Below are 18,980 nucleotides of genomic sequence, written 5' to 3' on the forward strand. Positions count from 1 at the left end.
CACCCTAGACTTCCTCCCCCGTCCGGGCAGGTTCATTTTCCGTGGTCACGCCCGTTACGTCCAGCCCGGAGGGGCGGTGTGTTGCGGTCAACCCGGAGGGACGCCCCGGCAACACCAGATGGATCGACGTGCCGGGCGGCGTGCCACCGGGCACCGTGTCCTCGATCCGAAGTGCGCCACCGTGTTTCAGCACGACCTGCTTGACGATCGCCAGCCCCAGACCGGAACCGGGCATGGCCCGCGCGGTGGTCGACCGGTAGAAACGCTCGAACACCAGCGCCCGCTCCGGCGGCGGAATTCCCGGTCCCCAGTCGGACACCACCAGCTCCGCGTGCGTCGGGCTGATGCGTCCCAGCCGGACCCGCACCACCGAGCCGGCCGGACTCCACTTCGCGGCGTTGTCGAGCAGGTTCAGCACCGCCCGGGACAACCCTGCCCCGTCGCCGTACACCTGCCAGCCCGCGATATCGACGTCGAAGTCAATGTTGTTGCGGCGGCGGCGAACTCGTTCCAGGCTGCGGTCGACGACCTCGGCCATCTCGACCGGCTCATGGATCGTCACTCCGGCGTCGTCGCGGGTCAGGTCCACCAGGTCGCCGACCAGGGTGGACAGCTCCTCGATCTGGGCGATGACGTCGGACTGCAGACCCGTCATCTCCTCCTCGGGAAACGGCGGCGCTCCGGGCGCCATGGCCGCCATCAGCAGTTCGACATTGGTCCGCAGCGAGGTCAGCGGTGTGCGCAACTCATGACCGGCGTCCGACACCAAGCGGGCCTGCCGGTCTCTCGACTCGGCGAGCGCCCGCAACATCATGTTGAAAGCCTCTGTCAGCCTGGCCAATTCGTCATTGCCGTACACCGGTATGGGACGCAGGTCATCGGTGCGGGCCACGCGTTCGGTGGCCTCGGTCAATCGGGCCACGGGTCTGAGCCCGGTACGCGCCACCGTGCCACCGGCGATGGCGGCGACGGCCATGCCAATTCCACCCACGATGAGCAAAATGGTGCCGAGACGCTTGAGTACCTCGGCAGTGGGCGACAGATTCTTGGAGATCAGCAGCGAATTACCCGACTGCAGGTGCACCGCCAGCACGCGCTGATAGTTGGTGGTACGCAACGACATCAGCAGCTTGCCGGCGATGACGTCCTTCTCCGGCGTGCCGAGCGGCAGGGTCTGCCCCTGCTGGTTCGCGGTGTAGATGGACTGTCCCGGGATCACGTACATCGCGTTGACGTCCGAGTAGGCGGTGCCCTCGATGGCCTTGCCGGGGTCGACGGCCAGGGAGCCGCTCTCGATGAGCAGTTGCGCGCGGCTGTGCAGCTGGTTGTCGATGTCGCCGTACAGCGCCTTGGACACCACGACGTACACCGCGACCGACATCAGGACGACGACCATCGCCACCATCGACATCGCGAGCAGCATGACGCGCCATTTCAGAGACACCGAGCTGGCGTCGTGCTGCACCGCGCCATCGGGAGTCGTCACCGGCATCTGCGGCACTTCCCGCATCTTCCGGTCCACCGTTGCGCGAACCTTGCCGAGCATCAGGGTGGGGTCTCACGCAGCACGTAACCCACGCCGCGCACGGTGTGGATCAGGCGCGGTTCTCCCTCGGCCTCGGTCTTGCGACGCAGGTACCCGACGTACACCTCGAGGGCATTGCCCGACGTCGGAAAATCGAAGCCCCACACCTCTTCGAGGATCCGGCTGCGGCTGAGCACCCGGCGGGGATTGTGGATGAGCATCTCGAGCAGCGAGAACTCGGTACGGGTCAGGCTGATCGACCGGGAACCCCGGGTGACTTCGCGCGTCACCGGGTCGAGGCTCAGATCGGAGAAGGTCAGCGCCGCCGACTCGGCGCGGTCATCGGGTCCGGTCCGGCGGAGCAGCGCCCGCATCCGTGCCAGGAGTTCCTCGAGCGCGAACGGCTTCGGCAGGTAATCGTCGGCACCGGCGTCGAGGCCGGCCACCCGCTCATCGATGGAGTCACGGGCCGTCAGCATCAGCACGGGCAGGTCATCACCATTGCTGCGCAGCTGACGACAGACGCCACGGCCGTCCAATCGGGGCATCATGTCGTCGAGCACCACGGCGTCGGGCCGATCGCTGGAGATCAACTCCAGCGCCTCGACACCGTCTTGGGCCAGTTCGACCGAGTACCCGTTGAAAGTCAGGGACCGACGCAGCGATTCACGCACAGCGCGGTCATCGTCGACTACAAGGATTCGCACAGGCACAGTCTCACCCCACCATCTGAGAGCGGACTGAGAAGACGCGCCACGAGGGCGCGAGAAAAACCGTTACGACCGAAAGTCGAGATGGTTCAGACGCGGCGGTCGAGGTCGACGAGACCCAGACGCGCGGCCTTGAGCAGGCGACGCGGCACCTTGTGCGCCTGACCTGCGACGTTCACGCTGACCAGGCCGGTGGCCTCGGCCTTCCACTGCGCGCGACGGCTACGGGTGTTCGAGCGCGACATCCTGCGCTTGGGCACAGCCATGATGTGCACCTCTCTTGCTAAACGGAATTGCTTGCGGTCAGCCGCGCCACGAACAAACGAACAAGGCCAGCGGCGATTGCACCTCAGGATAGCCGCCGACCTGCGTAGGCTCCAAAACGTCGCCCCAACCGGGCAACACGCAACTCACAACCCCCTTGACTCGGTACCGTCAGTACCGACTAACCTCCCTACCGGTTGGTTGAACGACGGGAGTGTGTGTGACATCACCAGCAGTCCGGATCGGTAACTGCTCGGGGTTCTACGGAGACCGGCTGGCGGCGATGCACGAGATGCTGGCCGGGGGTGAGCTGGACTACCTCACCGGCGACTATCTCGCCGAGCTGACCATGTTGATCCTCGCTCGCGACCGGGCCAAGAACGCCGACCTCGGATACGCCAAGACCTTCCTGCGCCAACTGGAGCAGTCGCTGGGTCTGGCCCTGGACCAGGGCGTGAAGATCGTCGCCAACGCCGGCGGCCTCAATCCGGCCGGCTTGGCCGCGGCGGTGCGGGCGCTGGCCGAGCGGCTCGGCTTGTCGGTGAACGTCGCGCACGTCGAAGGCGACGACCTCGTCGGCCGCGCCGCCGAGCTGGGCTTCGGCACGCCGCTGTCGGCGAACGCCTACCTCGGCGCCTGGGGCATCGTGGATTGCCTGAACTCCGGCGCCGACGTCGTCGTCACCGGGCGGGTCACCGATGCCTCGGTGATCGTCGGACCGGCCGCCGCGCACTTCGGCTGGACCCGCACCGACTACGACGCGCTCGCGGGCGCGATCGCCGCGGGCCATGTCATCGAGTGCGGTACCCAGGCCACCGGCGGCAACTTCAGCTTCTTCACCGAGATTCCAGACCTGATCCGCCCCGGGTTCCCGCTCGCGGAGATCTCCGCGGATGGCTCATCGGTGATCACCAAGCACCCCGGCACCGGCGGCCGCGTCAGCGTCGACACCGTCACCGCGCAGCTGCTGTACGAGATCACCGGAGCGCGCTACGCCAATCCCGACGCCACCCTGCGGGTCGACTCGTTGGAGCTGGCCGCCGACGGCGAGGACCGCGTGCGCATCTCCGGCGTGCGGGGCGAAGCACCGCCGCCCACGTTGAAGGTGTCGCTCAACAGCATCGGCGGCTTCCGCAATGCGGCGTCCTTCATCCTGACGGGCCTGGACATCGAGGCGAAGGCAGATCTGCTGCAGCGCCAGCTGGAAGCCAGCATCGCGGTGCGGCCGGCCGAGCTGCAGTGGACGCTGGCCCGGACCGATCATCCCGACGCCGACACCGAGGAGCGCGCCAGCGCGCTGCTGCACTGTGTGGTGCGCGACCCCGACCCGGCCAAGGTCGGACGCCAATTCTCCGCGGCTGCAGTCGAACTCGCACTGGCCAGCTATCCGGGATTCACGACGACGGCCCCTCCCGGCGACGGCCAGGTGTACGGCCTGTTCAAGCCCGGCTACGTCGACGCAACCTTGGTGCCTCATGCGGCAGTACTGGCCGACGGCTCGCGGGTCGACATCGCACCGTCGGCGCAGACCCAGGCGCTGGGTCCGGTCGCCGACCCGGCGCTGCCCGAACCGCTGCCGGCCGGACCGACCCGCCGGGCGCCGCTGGGCACCATCGCCGGGGCCCGCAGCGGCGACAAGGGCGGCTCCGCCAACGTCGGTGTCTGGGTCCGCACCGATGACCAATGGCGTTGGCTGGCAAACACATTGACCGTCGATAAGCTGCGCGAGCTGCTGCCCGAGGCCGCCGACCTGCCCGTGACCCGGCACCTGCTGCCGAACATGCGCGCCATCAACTTCGTCATCGAAGGCATCCTCGGCGAAGGCGTCGCCTACCAGGCCCGATTCGACCCCCAGGCCAAGGGCCTCGGGGAATGGCTACGAACCCGTCATCTCGACATACCGGAGGAATTGATTTCGTGAGCATCTGGACCACGCCCGAACGCGATGCGCTGCGAAAGACCGTGCGCGCGTTCGCCGAACGCGAGATCCTGCCGCACGTCGACGAGTGGGAGCGCAGCGGCGAGCTACCCCGCTCGCTGCATGAGGCAGCCGGTGCGGCCGGTCTGCTGGGCGCCCAGGCGCCCGAGTCCGTCGGCGGTGGCGGCGGCGACGGCGCCGACGCGGTGATCGTCTGCGAGGAACTGCACTACGCCGGCGTGCCCGGCGGTGTCTTCGCGTCGCTGTTCACCTGCGGCATCTCCACGCCGCACATGATCGCCTCCGGCGACCAGCGACTGATCGACACCTACGTGCGACCGACGTTGCAGGGCAAGATGATCGGCTCGCTGGCCATCACCGAACCCGGCGGCGGCTCGGACGTCGGACACCTGACGACGCGCGCCGAGCGCGACGGTGACGACTTCATCATCAATGGCGCCAAGACCTACATCACCTCGGGCGTGCGGGCCGACTATGTGGTGACCGCGGTGCGCACGGGTGGCCCTGGCGCAGGCGGGGTTTCACTGATCGTGGTGGACAAGAACACGCCCGGTTTCACCGTCAGCCGCAAGCTGGAGAAGATGGGCTGGCGCTCGTCGGACACCGCTGAGCTGTCCTATGTGGACGTCCGCGTCCCGGCCGCCAACTTGGTGGGGCCGGAGAACTCCGGCTTCCTGCAGATCGCCGGCGCCTTCGTCTCCGAGCGGGTCGGCCTGGCCGCCCAGGCATATGCGAGCGCGCAGCGCTGCCTGGACCTGACCGTGCAGTGGTGCCGGGACCGGGAGACGTTCGGCCGGCCGCTGATCTCGCGGCAGTCGGTGCAGAACACCCTGTCCGACATGGCCCGTCGCATCGATGTGGCCCGGGTCTACACGCACCACCTGGTGGAGCGGGAGTTGGCGGGTGAGACGAACCTGATCGCCGAGGTCTGCTTCGCCAAGAACACCGCCGTCGAGGCCGGTGAGTGGGTGGCCAACGCCGGCGTGCAGTTGTTCGGCGGCATGGGCTACATGGCCGAGTCGGAAATCGAGCGGCAGTACCGCGACATGCGCATCATCGGCATCGGCGGCGGCACCACCGAGATTCTCACCTCGCTGGCCGCCAAGACGTTGGGATTCCAATCGTGACCGCACTCAGATCCAGGCTCGACACCGCGTCGGCCGGGTACACCGAAGCCGCCGCCACCATGGCGGCCAAGCTCACCGAGCTCGATGCCGAGCATGCCAAGGCCGTCGCCGGTGGTGGCGCGAAATACGTTGACCGCCACCATGCCCGCGGCAAGCTGACCGCGCGCGAGCGCATCGAGCAGCTCGTCGATCAGGACTCGCCGTTCCTGGAGCTGAGCCCCCTGGCCGCCTGGGGCAGCGACTTCGTCGTCGGCGCCAGCCTGGTCACCGGCATCGGCGTCGTCGAAGGCGTCGAGTGTCTGATCGTCGCCAACGATCCGACCGTCAAGGGCGGCACCAGCAACCCGTGGACGCTCAAGAAGATCCTGCGCGCCAACCAGATTGCCCGTGAGAACCGGCTGCCGGTGATCTCGATGGTCGAATCGGGCGGCGCCGATCTGCCGACGCAGAAGGAAATCTTCATCCCCGGTGGCGCGATGTTCCGGGACCTGACCCGGCTATCGGCGGAGGGCATCCCGACCGTCGCGCTGGTGTTCGGCAACTCGACCGCCGGCGGCGCCTACATCCCCGGCATGTCCGACCACGTGGTGATGATCAAGGAGCGCTCGAAGGTGTTCCTGGCCGGGCCGCCGCTGGTCAAGATGGCCACCGGCGAGGAGTCCGACGACGAATCCCTCGGCGGCGCCGAAATGCACTCCCGGACATCGGGGCTCGGTGACTACTTCGCGCAGGACGAGCTCGACGCCATCCGCATCGGCCGCCGAATCGTGGCCCGGCTGAACTGGCGCAAGCAGGGCCCGACGCCGGCACCGGTGGTGCCGCCGCTGTACCCCGAAGACGAACTGCTCGGCATCGTCGGCGCCGATCTGCGGATCCCGTTCGATCCGCGCGACGTCATCGCCCGCATCGTCGACGGCTCGGACTTCGACGAGTTCAAGCCGCTGTACGGCTCCTCGTTGGTGACCGGTTGGGCGAACCTGTGGGGCTACCCGGTCGGCATCCTGGCCAACGCCCGTGGCGTGTTGTTCAGCGAGGAGTCCCAGAAGGCCACGCAGTTCATCCAGCTGGCCAACCGCTCCGACACGCCATTGTTGTTCCTGCACAACACGACCGGCTACATGGTGGGCAAGGCGTACGAGGAAGGCGGGATGATCAAGCACGGCTCGATGATGATCAATGCCGTCTCCAACTCGAAGGTGCCGCACATCTCGCTGCTCATCGGCGCCTCGTACGGCGCAGGTCACTACGGCATGTGCGGGCGGGCCTACGACCCCCGGTTCCTGTTCGCCTGGCCCAGTGCGAAGTCCGCCGTGATGGGCGGTGCGCAGCTGGCGGGCGTGCTCTCGATCGTCAGCCGGGCGGCCACCGAAGCCCGGGGCGGCCAGGTCGACGAAGCCGCCGATGCGGCGCTGCGGGCCGCCGTCGAAGCGCAGATCGACGCTGAGTCGCTGCCGGCGTTCCTGTCCGGCCGGCTCTACGACGACGGCATCATCGACCCCCGTGACACCCGCACCGTGCTGGGAATGTGCTTGTCCGCCATTGCCAATGCCCCGATCGAGGGGACGTCGAACTTCGGCGTCTTCCGGATGTGAGTATCAGATGATCACGAAAGTACTGGTTGCCAACCGCGGCGAGATCGCCCGCCGGGTGTTCGCCACCTGCCGTCGGCTCGGCATCGGCACCGTCGCGGTGTACACCGATCCCGACGCTGCCGCGCCGCACGTCGCCGAAGCTGACGACCGGGTGCGCCTGGAAGGTCGCACCGGTTACCTCGATGCCGTGCAGCTGATCGCCGCGGCCAAGGCATCTGGCGCCGACGCGATCCATCCCGGCTACGGATTCCTTTCCGAGAACCCGGATTTCGCGGCCGCGGTGCAGGATGCCGGGCTCACCTGGATCGGCCCGCCGGTGGCGGCCGTGCAGGCCATGGGCTCCAAGATCGAGGCCAAGAAACTGATGTCGGCGGCCGGGGTTCCGGTCCTGACCGAGCTGGACCCCGACACCGTCACCGCCGACCAACTGCCGGTGCTCATCAAGGCGTCCGCCGGTGGCGGCGGCCGCGGCATGCGGGTGGTTCGCGAATTGTCCGCGCTGCCGGCCGAAGTCGCGGCGGCGCAGCGCGAGGCCCAGTCCGCGTTCGGCGATCCGACTGTGTTCTGCGAGCGCTACCTGGCCAGCGGGCACCACATCGAGGTGCAGGTGATGGCCGACGCGCACGGCACGGTGTGGGCCGTCGGCGAACGCGAGTGCTCCATCCAGCGCCGGCACCAGAAGGTCATCGAGGAAGCACCGTCCCCGCTCGTCGAGCGGACCCCCGGGATGCGCGAGAAGCTCTTCGAGGCAGCCCGGTTGGCGGCCACCGCGATCGGGTACACCGGCGCCGGCACCGTCGAGTTCATGTCCGATGCGAACGGCGATTTCTTCTTCCTGGAGATGAACACCCGCCTGCAGGTCGAGCACCCGGTCACCGAGGAGACCACCGGACTCGATCTGGTGGAGCTGCAGCTGGAGGTGGCCGACGGCGGCGCGCTCGCCGCGGAACCGCCCGCCACGCAAGGACATTCGATCGAGGCCCGGCTCTACGCCGAGGACCCGGCGAAGGACTGGCAGCCCCAGGCCGGTACGGTCCACCGATTCGAGGTGCCGGGCGTCCGAACCGAGTTCAGCCTGTTGGGCCGAGCCGGAACGCGTCTCGACTCCGGCATCGTCGACGGTTCGGTCGTCTCGGTGTTCTACGACCCGATGCTGGCCAAGGTGATCTCGTTCGCGCCGACTCGTGACCGGGCCGCGGCGATCCTCGCCGACGCGCTGTCCCGTGCTCGCATCCACGGCCTGCGCACCAACCGCGACCTGCTGGTGAACGTGCTTCGGCATCCCGCTTTCCTGGCCGGTGACACCGACACCGCGTTCTTCGACACGCACGGACTGGCCGAACTGGCGGCACCGGCGGACACCGATGTCACGCTGGCCGCGGTCGCGGCGACGCTGGCCGATGCGGCACACAACCGCGCCGCGGCAACCGTTTTCGGCGCCGCACCCAGCGGCTGGCGGAACCTCACGTCGGGTTACCAGAGTCGTTCGTACGCTGACGCAGCCGGCGCCGAGCACCAGGTGCGGTACCGGTTCACCCGCGACGGAGTCGACCTGCCCGACCGCGACGACGTCACCGTGGTGACCACCGACCCGGCTCGGGTCGTGTTGTCGCGGGGTGGAGTTGAACGCTCGTTCGACGTCGCTCGATACGGCGCGGACGTGTTCGTCGACTCCCCCGCCGGCGCGGTGCATCTCGTGGCCCAGCCGCGGTTCCCCGACCCGGACGCGGCGGTGGCCCAAGGTTCGCTCCTGGCCCCGATGCCCGGTCTCGTGGTCCGGGTCGGCGCGGCCGTCGGCGACGCGGTCACGGCCGGCCAGCCCCTGATCTGGCTGGAAGCCATGAAGATGGAACACACCATCGCCGCACCGGATTCCGGTGTGCTCACCGAACTCAACGTGCAACCCGGCCAACAGGTCGATGTCGGCGCCGTGCTGGCCCGCGTAGAAACCCCCGAAGGAGAATGACCGTGTCTTTCATCGAATCCGAAGAGCGCCAGGCGCTGCGCGAGGCCGTCGTCGGCATGGCCTCCAAGTTCGGCCAGGACTACTTCCTGGAGAAGGCCCGCGCCGGCCAGCACACCGATGAATTGTGGGCTGAGGCAGGCAAACTCGGCCTCCTGGGCGTCAACATGCCCGAGGAGTACGGCGGCGGCGGTGCCGGCATGTACGAGCTGAGCCTGGTCATGGAAGAGATGGCCGCGAACGGCTGTCCGCTGCTGATGATGGTGGTCTCGTCGGCCATCAACGGCACCATCATCTCCAAGTACGGCACCGAGGCACAGAAGAAGCGTTGGGTTCCGGGCCTCGCCGACGGCTCGTTCACCATGGCGTTCGCGATCACCGAACCCGACGCCGGCTCCAACAGCCACCGCATCACCACGACCGCCCGCCGCGACGGCGGCGACTGGATCCTGTCCGGGCAGAAGGTCTTCATCTCGGGCATCGACCAGGCCGACGCCGTGCTGGTCGTCGGGCGCACCGAGGACCACAAGACCGGCAACCTGAAGCCGGCGCTGTTCGTGGTGCCCACCGACGCGCCCGGGTTGAGCTGGACCAAGATCGAGATGGAGATCATCAGCCCCGAGAGCCAGTTCCAGGTGTTCCTGGACGAGGTGCGGCTGCCGGCCGATGCCCTCGTCGGCTCCGAGGACGCCGCCATCGCGCAGCTGTTCGCGGGCCTGAACCCGGAGCGGATCATCGGTGCGGCCATGGCCGTCGGCACCGGTCGCCTCGCCATCCGGATCGCCACCGAGTACGTCAAGACCCGGCAGGTCTGGAAGGTCCCGGTCGGTGCCCATCAAGGCATCTCGCACCCGCTGGCCCAGATTCACATCGAGCTCGAGCTGGCCAAGCTGATGATGCAGAAGGCCGCCACGTTGTACGACGCCGGCGACGACTTCGGCGCCGCCGAGGCCGCGAACATGGCCAAGTACGCCGCGGGCGAGGCGTCGGTGCGCGCGGTCGATCAGGCCGTCCAGTCGCTGGGCGGCAACGGCCTGACCAAGGAGTACGGCATCGCTGCCGCCGTCACGGCGTCGCGACTGGGACGGATCGCTCCGGTCAGCCGCGAGATGGTGCTTAACTTCGTGGCGCAGACCTCGCTGGGTCTGCCCCGCTCGTACTAAAGAGGGACCTCATGACCGCACTGGTCCATTACTCCGTCGAAAGCGGTGTCGCCCGGCTGACGCTGGACTCACCGCACAACCGCAATGCGATGTCGACCGCGCTGGTGGACCAGTTGCGGCAGGGCCTCACCGATGCCGCTGCCGAGCCCGGCGTCCGGGTCGTGGTGCTCGGCCACACCGGCGGGACCTTCTGCGCCGGGGCCGACCTGAGTGAAGCAGCCGGACGCAGCCCCGGCGACCTCGCCGCTGCCCGGGCCCTGGAGGCGGCGCAGTTACTGCGGTCGATCCTCGAGCTGCCCGTTCCGGTGATCGCCGCGATCGACGGTCACGTCCGGGCCGGCGGCATGGGGTTGATCGGTGCCTGCGACCTGGTGGTCGCCGGCACCGCCAGCACCTTCGCGCTCACCGAGGCCCGGATCGGGGTGGCTCCGTCGATCATCTCGCTGACGCTGCTGCCGAAGATGACGGCCCGCGCGGCCGGTCGCTATTTCGTCACGGGCGAGAAGTTCGGCGCCGAGGAGGCCGAACGGATCGGCCTGGTGACGGTCGCGACCGACGATGTACCGGCCGCGGTCGCGAAGCTCACGGACGAGATCACCAAGGGTTCACCGCAGGGCCTGGCCGCATCGAAGGCGCTGACCACGGCGTCGATCCTGGCTGACTTCGACCGCGACGCGCAGAAGCTGGCCAAGCAGTCGGCGGAGCTGTTCATCTCCGACGAGGCGCGGGAAGGCATGATGGCGTTCCTCCAGAAGCGGCAGCCGAACTGGAATAAGTGATCCACATCCCGTAACGGATCCGACATCGATGCGGCCACAGTTTGCAACATCAGCCTTGCAAGTCCCTGTGATCGTCGTAGGCTCGACTTGATGAGCACCCCAGGTTCGCGCGCACAGATGCGCGTCGTCGATACCGACCGGATACAGGTCGCTCACCTCCTCAGCGACGCGGCCGCGCAGGGACGGCTGCCGATGTCCGAGTACGAGGACCGGCTGAACCGCGCCTATTCCGCGCAGACGTACGCCGAACTGTCGAAGCTGAGTTCTGACCTGCCCTACATCACCACCGCGCCGTGGGAAGCGGGCGGCGAGTGCCACCCCGCACCCTCGACGCTGTTATTGGCGATCATGAGCGGATTCGAGCGCCGGGGCCGCTGGAATGTGCCGCAGCGGCTGACGTCGTTCTCGTTGTTCGGCGGCGGCGTCATCGATCTGCGGTACGCCGATTTCACGTCACCGGACGTCGAGATCCACTCCTACTCGATCTTCGGCGGGCAGACCATCCTGCTGCCGCCGGAGGTCAACGTCGACGTGCACGGTGTCGGTGTGATGGGCGCGTTCGACCACCTCGGGCAGCAGGGCACCCCCGGCGCCCCGCGCGTCACCATCCGCGGCTTCTCTCTGTGGGGCCGCGTCGGCATCAAGTCGAAGAAGCGCAAGCCACTCGAGTCCGCCTAACCGCGAGCGCGCGTGTCTGCACAGCGCGGGGCGTAGTCAGTCGCCGGTGACACCCCAGGCCGAGGCCAGCCAGACAGCGCGGACCGCCGCCATGACGCGCTCGGACGAAGCCGGCTGCGCACCGACGTGTTGTTCGTGCAACGCCCAGATCGTCATTCCGAGTAATGCCTGCGTCAGCGCCGCGGTGTCCGCAATCGCCGGCCGGGCTCGTCCGTCCGTGTTCAGCATGTCGATGAAGGCTGACAACTTGGCCGACAGATTGCCGATGAAGCGCCCCCACAGCTCACTCAGCTGCTCATCGGACTCGCGCGCCTGCAGGCACGCCCGCAACACCGGGTAGTGGCGTAGCCATACCTCGATGACCGCGGTGATGATGCGGTCGCTGAACTGGGCAGGCGGTTCGGCGAAGTCGTAGGACGCCAAATCAGCCGTTGCCGCGTCGATCTCGGCCCAGACCTCTTCCAAAGCCGCGGCGACGACCGCGTACTTCGATTCGAAGTAGAAGTAGAACGCCGGCCTGGTGACGCCGACGTGCTCGGCAACGCGTGACACCGACAGGTTCGCGATGGGCACGTCAGCGAGCAGCTCTGCGACGCCGTCGATGATCAGCGCACGCTGGCGGTCACCTCGGCTAGGGGGCCGACGATCACCGACGACTGTCCGCGGCTGTGTCACATGTCGCATCATATCGTGATTGACACCACGTCAGACAACCTGACACTGTGTCAGGTATGGGCTGTTGCATCGCCGCCACCTTCGTCATCGCGGTCATCCTGAACGCCACCCGCCGACTATTCGGCCGACCGGCGGTCGGATCGGTCGACTTCCCTCCACCCGCAACCCGCCGCGCACCGGAGCTGATCGCATGACCGTTGAAACCGACCGTCGTTACACCCTGCGACTCACGGCTCGCCGCTGGACGGGACCCGTCGCCCGCCGGCGCATCTCGCACTCACTGACAGTCCTGGCCGCGCTGTGGCTGACCGGATTGACGGCAGTCGTCGCCGGCGCCCCGCAGCAGCTGACGGCCTTCGCACTCAGCCTCGCCCTGCCCGGCGGCGGGCTGCTGTACCTGGGCCACTGGCTGCTCTTCGCCGCCGGCCTGGCGCTGCTCGTCTGCTCGGTGTTCATCTGGTGGGCCGCCGGCCCGGTGGCGTTGCCACTGTTCACCTGGCTGGCATTGGCAACCTTGTCGGCCAGCCACCGCCACGACAGCGTGCCGTCATGGACGGCCGCAGCGGCGCTGGTGATCACCCCACTGTTGGTCGCGGTCGCCGTTGGAGTTCAGGCGATTCGGTTTCGCGGCCAGGTGCGCCGCGGACGTGACATCGACGCCCGGCTGGCGCGCGAAACCTTCACGCTGCCAACGACTTCGGCCGTCCCGGACGTCGCCGAATCAACCCCGGAAGACCTCGCTTCGCTGCGCTACGCACTCGACCTTGCATTGCAGCCGATCGACGCGTTCGACGGGTTCACCCACATCGACCAGTTCCGCGAAGCAGCCCTGCGTTATCAACTGAATTCGCTCGGCTATGCGCTGGCCACGTCGCAATACACCCGCACACCGGCCTTCTCCGGCTATCTCGCCGAGGCACAGCGCAATGCCATCGCCAAGATGCTCGACAAGAGGGTCTGGCGCTACTGGGCACTCGAGAACCTGTGGGGCAACCTGCGCTGGAACCCCGACCCGGCCGACCGCGAGAACGTCATGCTCACCGGGTTCATGGGTCTGCAGGTCGGCATGTACGAATCGCTGAACGACGACCGCTACAGCCGGCCCGGCGCGCTGACCTTCACCTGGGACGACCGTCGCGTCTACCCGCACAGCCTGACCACGCTCGCCGAGTCCGTCCACCGCAACATGCTCGGGTCCGACTTCACCCTGTTCCCGTGCGAGCCCAACTGGATCTACACCGTCTGCAACACATTTGGTCTCAACACCATGCTCGTGCACGACCGCCTGCACGGCACCCGCCTCACCGGCGATATCGCAAAGCGACTGCAACACTCCTACGACACCGAATTCACCCGCCCTGACGGCCGCATCGTCGGCGTGCGCTGCGAACGTCTCGGATTGTCCTGGAACTTGTGGGCAGGCCCGGCCATTCAGCTGACGACGGCGTTCTGGGCCAACGCGGGCCTGCCGGAGGTGGCCCAACGAACCTGGTGGATCGTGCGGGACCAGGAGATCCGCGACTACGGCGACCGCGTCGGCTTCGCTCCTTCGGTCAGCAGCCGACTCGACCCGGGCAACTACCGCCTCGGCAACGACGCCTACGGCCAGGCGATGATCGCCATGGCGGCCCGCGAGATGGGCGACAGCACAATCGCCGCCCGAGCGGTTGCCGGTCTCGAGGAGAGCGGAAAACCCGTCACCGCCAAGGGAGTTCGCCGCTACAGCGCGCTATCGACCCTGGCCAATCTGTACGCCCTGCAATCCCGCTTCAATCGCGCCAACGGTCTGCACGACTTCGTCAACCAGGGCGCTCCCGACGAATGGCGACGCGGTCCGATTCTCGCCGAAGCCGCCTATCCCGACGTGTTGGTCGCCAAAGCCGTCACCGACGGCCACACGCTTGATCTCGTCCTGCGCCCCGGCGCCGGACCGCGCCGCACCTCACTGCGCCTCGAACGGCTTGTCCCACAACGCGATTATCGCGTTGTGGGCGCGGTCGATGATTCGTTCACCGCCTCGGCGGATGGCACAGCCACCGTCACCGTCGATCTGGGTGACCGGATCGATGTACGCGTCATTCCTCGCTAACGCGGCAACCTAGCGGCGACGACGCCGCGAGCGCAGGTAGTCACCGACCACCGCGGCACCCAACCCGTCCAATTCGGGTTCCACGACGCGACCTTCGACGCGCCGGGCCACCTGGTCGATGAACCGGGCCAGGCCCGGATCGCTCCCCAGCCGGAAGATGGTGATCTGCGCGCCCATTCGGGCCACCTCGTCGAAGCTGCGCACCGTGAAGGCGATGGTGCGCGGATGCGGCGGGTAGTCGAAGAACGTCTCGGTCCCGTTGCGGTACTGCTCCAGGTGGGCCGTCGGCTCGCCGTCGGTGACCACCAAGATGACCGGCTGCGCATTGGGATGACGACGCAGGTGCCGGGCGGCGAGCAACAGCGCGTGGTGCAGGTTGGTGCCCTGTTCGTAGACGCCTTCCAGCCCGGTCAACTCGGCCGCGGACACCGTGCGGGCGTGCCGGCCAAAAGCGATGATCTGCAACGCATCTGACCGGAACCGGGTGCTCACCAGATGATTGAGCGCCAGGGCGGTGCGCTTCATCGGCAGCCACCGGTTCTCCATCACCATCGAGAACGAGGTGTCCACCAACAGCGCCACCACAGCCTGGGTGCGGGTCTCGGTTTCTGAGATCTCCACATCGTCGACGCTGATCCGCAACGGCCCGTCGGGGTCCGTGCCCGCCTGCCGCAGCACCGTGTTGGTCAATGTGCGCGTAACGTTCCACGGCTCGGTGTCACCGAACTGCCACGGCCGGGTGGCTCCGGTCAGCTCGCCGGCCGCACCGGCCCGACGAGTGTCCCGCTCGCCGTGGCGGCCGGAAAGTTGTTGCGCCACATCACGCAGCGCCGCCTGGCCGAGCTGGCGCATGGCCTTCGGCGACAGCCGCCACTGCCCGTCCGAGCCGCGGTCCAGGAAGCCCTGATTCATCAGGGTGCGTTCCAGCTCCGCCAACGAGCGCGCATCGACAGCGGCCTCGTCGCCCAGCTGCCGGGCGAGCATGTCCAGATCGACGTCGTCCATCTGGGCACCGGCGTAACTCTGCGAAAGCTGTTCCGCCAGTTGCTCCAACTCGGCGATGTCCACCATCGCCTGGGCGGCCTCCCCCATGCCCAGCGGGTTGTTTCCCGTGAAACTCCGCTCCCCGGTCCAGTCTTCGCCGGGGCGGGCGGCCTGCAGGTTGCCGTCGAGTCGGTCGAGCGCGTTCATCAACGACGGTGACCCGAATGCCTGCTGCGCCAACGCATCCAGCTCGGCGCGCTGGTCGGGCGACAGACTGTTGCGGAATCGCTGCGCGGCCGCGGCCCGCTGCGCCAAGGAGTCCAGCAGCTCATCGACGTTCTGCGGATTCTCCGGGAAGAACTGGCCGTGCTTGGCCATGAAATCCTGGAAATCCTGTTGGGTGTCTTCGTCTTTGGCGTGCTTCTCCAAGAGGTTGTTCAGGTCGTCGAGCATGTCATTGACGGCCTGACGGTCCTCGTCGGTGGCGTTCTCCAGCGCGTCCTTCATGCCGGCGAACCGTTGGTCCAGCATCTCCCGGCCGAGCAGATCCTTGATCTGCTCGTACTTCTGCCGGGCCTCCGCCGAACGCCAGTCGTATTCGGACAGCTCCTGGACAGCTTTCGCCGGCGACGGCGACAACGACTCCAACTGCAGTTCGCCGAACCGCGCGTCGTCGTCGAGCGCCCTGGCCAGCTCCTTGCGCTCGGCGAGCACGGCCTCGTCGAGCAGCTTCTTGATCTCCTGCAGGGTGCCGTCAAGGTTGTTGCGTGACAGCAACTCCCGACGACGCCGGTTGGCCTCGGCGGCCAGCCGGTCGGCACCGCGCATGTTCTGGGTACCCCGACGCAGGAGTTCGGACAGCGCGCGCCGGGGCGACGCGCCCTCCATGACGTCCTGGCCGATCTGCTCCAGCGCCTCCCTCAGGTCAACAGGGGGCGCCAGCGGATCCGGGCCGCCGGTGTAGCGCGAATACCGCGAGAGGTGTTCAGCCATAAACCGTTTCGCCGTCGTCAGAAGTCTTGTCGATGCGCTTGGCCAGATACAGTGCTTCCAGCGCCAGCTCGACGGCCGCCGCCCGCTCGCCGTCGGATTGGGCATCGAGACGCTCAGCGATCGCCTCGATGACGGGCAGGTCGGGCAGTGCAGCCAGGACGTCCTTGGCCGACACCCGCTCCCCCGTCGTCACCGGCGAATCCCCTTCCACCGCAGCGACCAACGAACCGACATCGATGCCGCCGAGCAGTCGCTGTGCGGTGTCGGCGGTGGCGCGACGCAGCAGGTGCTCCAGCACCGCCTGCTCGCGCCCCTCCTCACCGGATTCGAATTCCAGCTTGCCGCGCAGCACGCCGATGATGGTCTGCAGGTCGACGACCCGGGCCACCGGATCCTGTTCGCCCAGAATCGCCGAACGGTGCTGAGCCGCGGCGCCAACGGTTTCGGCCGCGGCGATGGCGAAGCGGGCCGAAACACCGGAGCGCTGATCGATCGACTGCGACTCGCGCAGGTACCGCGCGAAGCGGCCCAGAATCTGGAGCAGGTACCCCGGAACCTCGGCGGCCAGGTGGGCCTCCTGCTTGATGACGCCGACCTCGGCGTCGAGTTCCAACGGGTAGTGCGTGCGAATCTCGGCGCCGAAGCGGTCCTTCAGCGGCGTGATGATGCGGCCACGATTGGTGTAGTCCTCGGGGTTGGCGCTGGCCACCACGAGCACGTCGAGCGGCAGCCGCAGGGTGTAGCCGCGGACCTGGATGTCGCGCTCCTCCATCACGTTGAGCATCGCGACCTGGATGCGCTCGGCGAGGTCGGGCAGCTCGTTGATCGCGACGATGCCGCGGTGCGCCCGCGGGATGAGTCCGTAGGCGATGGTCTCCGGGTCGCCCAGGCTGCGTCCCTCGGCCACCTTGATGGGGTCGATGTCGCCGACGAGGTCGGCGACGCTGGTGTCCGGCGTCGCCAGCTTCTCTGTGTAGCGCTCGCTGCGGTGCTTCCAGGTGATGGGCAGGTCGTCGCCCGAATCCGCGGCCCGACGGATCGACTCGGGTGTGATCGGCGAGTAGGGGTGCTCACCCAGCTCAGAACCCTCGATGACCGGGGTCCATTCGTCCAGCAGCCCGACCAGGCCGCGCAGCAGGCGGGTCTTGCCCTGGCCGCGCTCGCCGAGCAGCACGACGTCGTGCCCGGCGATCAGCGCGCGCTCCAGCTGCGGCAGCACGGTGTCCTCGAAGCCGAAGATGCCGGGCCATACATCTTGGCCGTCAGCCAGCGCAGCCAGCAGGTTCTCGCGGATTTCGGTCTTGATGCCCCGTTCCCGGTGGCCGGTCGCTTTCAACGCGCCGACGGTCTTCGGCAGATCGGCTGGCAGGTCGTTAGGTGATGTCACGACCTCCACGCTACGACGGTGCTCGGTGACCGGCAGCACCTTGGGCTCCGGAGCTTTACCCAGTACCCTCGGTATCGTGAACTCGCTCGACTGGACGAACCGCCCCACAGACCTCGAGTTCGGCCCCGCCGCATGGCAGAGCCGACTGCTCGGCGGGCTGACCGCGGTGTTCGTCCGACCGGTAATTGCCCTGCTCACGCTGGTCGGCATGGTCGTCAACCGGTTCCGTCCCGAGCTCGTGCAGCGCGGTCGCTACGACATCATCGACCCCGCCTTCCGAGTCTTCCGTCCGTTGCCGGGCACCGAGGTGACGTCGATCGCACTGCCCAATTGCCCGGCCGAATGGATCGTCGCGCCCGGCGCACGGGATTCCGATCGGGTGATCGTGTACTTCCACGGCTCTGCGCTGATCACCCTCGGGTTGAACTCGCACCGGCGCTGGGCCAGCAAGCTCTCCGCAGCGACGGGAGCCCGGGTTTTGAACGTCGGCTACCGACTGGCCCCGCAGGCCACGATCGAAGAGGCCGTGAGCGACGGACTCGACGCCTACCGCCTGGTGCTGGCCTCCGGAGTGGACTCCACGAAGATCGTGTTCGCCGGCGACTCGGCGGGCGGCCTGATCGCCGCCGACACCGCGATCGCCGCACGCGACAGCGGTCTGCCGGTGCCCGCGGCACAGGTGCTGCTGTCGGCCCTGACATCGTCGGACATGAACTTGAAGTACAACGCCATGCTGGAATCGCGCGACGTGCTGTTCCCGTTCATGGCGGTGAAGTACATCTACACGGTCTTCGCCACGAAGAACGGCACCCACCCCGTGCCCCAGATGCCCACCGAAGCCGACCTGCACGGCCTCGGCCCGACGCTGCTGCAGATCGGCACCAACGAGATGCTGCGCAACGACTCCTTCGCGCTCGCCGACGCACTGCGCGCGGCCGGTGCCCAGGCCTGGGTTCAGGTGTGGGACGCGGCAATGCACATGTTCCAGCTGAGCTTCGACGTCAACCCGGACGCCCGCAAGGCCGTCTCCGAGATCGTCGCGTTCTTCGAATACGCCACCACTCAGAAGCACGACGAGGTCGCTTCCTAGCCCTCAACAGCGTTGACCCTGC

General features: G+C 67.7%; 15 protein-coding genes. 9 read left to right on the forward strand and 6 right to left on the reverse strand.

Annotation, left to right across the window (positions count from 1 at the left end; all coding sequences use genetic code 11):
- Positions 1-4 precede the first annotated feature (4 nt).
- From A7G45_RS01335 to rpmF, 3 genes are all read right to left on the reverse strand, one after another.
- Positions 5-1,492: a sensor histidine kinase gene (locus tag A7G45_RS01335; RefSeq protein WP_260937882.1), complete on the reverse strand. Its 1,488-nt coding sequence runs from the start codon at positions 1,490-1,492 to the stop codon at positions 5-7.
- A gap of 53 nt (positions 1,493-1,545) precedes the next feature.
- Positions 1,546-2,232 carry a response regulator transcription factor gene (locus tag A7G45_RS01340; protein WP_260932725.1) on the reverse strand — a complete coding sequence of 229 codons (687 nt, stop codon included), beginning with the start codon at positions 2,230-2,232 and terminating at the stop codon, positions 1,546-1,548.
- Positions 2,233-2,324: 92 nt separating this feature from the next.
- Positions 2,325-2,501 carry a 50S ribosomal protein L32 gene (gene rpmF, locus A7G45_RS01345; RefSeq protein WP_043401019.1) on the reverse strand — a complete coding sequence of 59 codons (177 nt, stop codon included), beginning with the start codon at positions 2,499-2,501 and terminating at the stop codon, positions 2,325-2,327.
- Positions 2,502-2,719: 218 nt separating this feature from the next.
- On the opposite strand from rpmF, the gene A7G45_RS01350 reads away from it, so the two are divergent.
- From A7G45_RS01350 to A7G45_RS01380, 7 genes are all read left to right on the forward strand, one after another.
- Positions 2,720-4,420: an acyclic terpene utilization AtuA family protein gene (locus A7G45_RS01350; RefSeq protein WP_377042094.1), complete on the forward strand. Its 1,701-nt coding sequence runs from the start codon at positions 2,720-2,722 to the stop codon at positions 4,418-4,420.
- On the forward strand, positions 4,417-5,565 hold the full coding sequence (locus tag A7G45_RS01355) for an acyl-CoA dehydrogenase family protein (RefSeq protein ID WP_043984032.1): 1,149 nt from the start codon (positions 4,417-4,419) through the stop codon (positions 5,563-5,565). Before A7G45_RS01350 ends, A7G45_RS01355 begins: the two co-directional genes overlap by 4 nt.
- On the forward strand, positions 5,562-7,157 hold the full coding sequence (locus A7G45_RS01360) for an acyl-CoA carboxylase subunit beta (RefSeq protein ID WP_260932741.1): 1,596 nt from the start codon (positions 5,562-5,564) through the stop codon (positions 7,155-7,157). The genes A7G45_RS01355 and A7G45_RS01360 overlap by 4 nt, the downstream gene beginning before the upstream one ends.
- Positions 7,158-7,164: 7 nt before the next feature.
- Positions 7,165-9,123 carry an acetyl/propionyl/methylcrotonyl-CoA carboxylase subunit alpha gene (locus A7G45_RS01365; protein ID WP_260932743.1) on the forward strand — a complete coding sequence of 653 codons (1,959 nt, stop codon included), beginning with the start codon at positions 7,165-7,167 and terminating at the stop codon, positions 9,121-9,123.
- Complete coding sequence (locus A7G45_RS01370; protein WP_043390799.1) at positions 9,120-10,283, forward strand: acyl-CoA dehydrogenase family protein; 1,164 nt, start codon at positions 9,120-9,122, stop codon at positions 10,281-10,283. The genes A7G45_RS01365 and A7G45_RS01370 overlap by 4 nt, the downstream gene beginning before the upstream one ends.
- 11 nt (positions 10,284-10,294) lie before the next feature.
- Positions 10,295-11,062 carry an enoyl-CoA hydratase family protein gene (locus tag A7G45_RS01375; RefSeq protein ID WP_260932752.1) on the forward strand — a complete coding sequence of 256 codons (768 nt, stop codon included), beginning with the start codon at positions 10,295-10,297 and terminating at the stop codon, positions 11,060-11,062.
- A 90-nt stretch (positions 11,063-11,152) separates the two neighbouring features.
- Positions 11,153-11,740 (forward strand): DUF1707 SHOCT-like domain-containing protein, encoded by a 588-nt coding sequence (locus A7G45_RS01380; RefSeq protein ID WP_043390795.1) that lies wholly within the window; start codon positions 11,153-11,155, stop codon positions 11,738-11,740.
- Between the two features lie 36 nt (positions 11,741-11,776).
- Here the strand turns inward: A7G45_RS01380 and A7G45_RS01385 are convergent, their stop codons facing one another.
- Entirely contained in the window at positions 11,777-12,415 is a 639-nt protein-coding gene (locus A7G45_RS01385; protein WP_260932756.1) for a TetR/AcrR family transcriptional regulator, read from the reverse strand.
- 190 nt (positions 12,416-12,605) lie between these two features.
- Here A7G45_RS01385 and A7G45_RS01390 point away from each other — a divergent pair, with 190 nt between their 5' ends.
- A complete protein-coding gene (locus A7G45_RS01390) occupies positions 12,606-14,504 on the forward strand; it encodes a linalool dehydratase/isomerase domain-containing protein (protein WP_260932760.1) in 1,899 nt (632 codons plus the stop codon).
- 9 nt (positions 14,505-14,513) lie between these two features.
- Here the strand turns inward: A7G45_RS01390 and A7G45_RS01395 are convergent, their stop codons facing one another.
- Positions 14,514-16,481 carry a VWA domain-containing protein gene (locus A7G45_RS01395; RefSeq protein ID WP_260932763.1) on the reverse strand — a complete coding sequence of 656 codons (1,968 nt, stop codon included), beginning with the start codon at positions 16,479-16,481 and terminating at the stop codon, positions 14,514-14,516.
- Complete coding sequence (locus tag A7G45_RS01400) at positions 16,474-17,868, reverse strand: sigma 54-interacting transcriptional regulator (RefSeq protein ID WP_260932767.1); 1,395 nt, start codon at positions 17,866-17,868, stop codon at positions 16,474-16,476. Before A7G45_RS01400 ends, A7G45_RS01395 begins: the two co-directional genes overlap by 8 nt.
- A 76-nt stretch (positions 17,869-17,944) precedes the next feature.
- Here A7G45_RS01400 and A7G45_RS01405 point away from each other — a divergent pair, with 76 nt between their 5' ends.
- Positions 17,945-18,958 carry an alpha/beta hydrolase gene (locus A7G45_RS01405; RefSeq protein WP_260932770.1) on the forward strand — a complete coding sequence of 338 codons (1,014 nt, stop codon included), beginning with the start codon at positions 17,945-17,947 and terminating at the stop codon, positions 18,956-18,958.
- Positions 18,959-18,980: the final 22 nt, after the last annotated feature.

The sequence above is a fragment of the Mycolicibacterium llatzerense genome, from assembly GCF_025331195.1.
Taxonomy (GTDB): domain Bacteria; phylum Actinomycetota; class Actinomycetes; order Mycobacteriales; family Mycobacteriaceae; genus Mycobacterium; species Mycobacterium llatzerense.

Excerpts from the sequence above, each read along its gene's own strand:
- A7G45_RS01335 (WP_260937882.1), bottom strand. The coding sequence starts at position 1,492 with ATGCCGGTGACGACTCCCGATGGCGCGGTGCAGCACGACGCCAGCTCG.
- rpmF (WP_043401019.1), bottom strand. The coding sequence starts at position 2,501 with ATGGCTGTGCCCAAGCGCAGGATGTCGCGCTCGAACACCCGTAGCCGT.
- A7G45_RS01365 (WP_260932743.1), top strand. The coding sequence starts at position 7,165 with ATGATCACGAAAGTACTGGTTGCCAACCGCGGCGAGATCGCCCGCCGG.
- A7G45_RS01370 (WP_043390799.1), top strand. The coding sequence starts at position 9,120 with ATGACCGTGTCTTTCATCGAATCCGAAGAGCGCCAGGCGCTGCGCGAG.
- A7G45_RS01375 (WP_260932752.1), top strand. The coding sequence starts at position 10,295 with ATGACCGCACTGGTCCATTACTCCGTCGAAAGCGGTGTCGCCCGGCTG.
- A7G45_RS01380 (WP_043390795.1), top strand. The coding sequence starts at position 11,153 with ATGAGCACCCCAGGTTCGCGCGCACAGATGCGCGTCGTCGATACCGAC.
- A7G45_RS01390 (WP_260932760.1), top strand. The coding sequence starts at position 12,606 with ATGACCGTTGAAACCGACCGTCGTTACACCCTGCGACTCACGGCTCGC.
- A7G45_RS01395 (WP_260932763.1), bottom strand. The coding sequence starts at position 16,481 with ATGGCTGAACACCTCTCGCGGTATTCGCGCTACACCGGCGGCCCGGAT.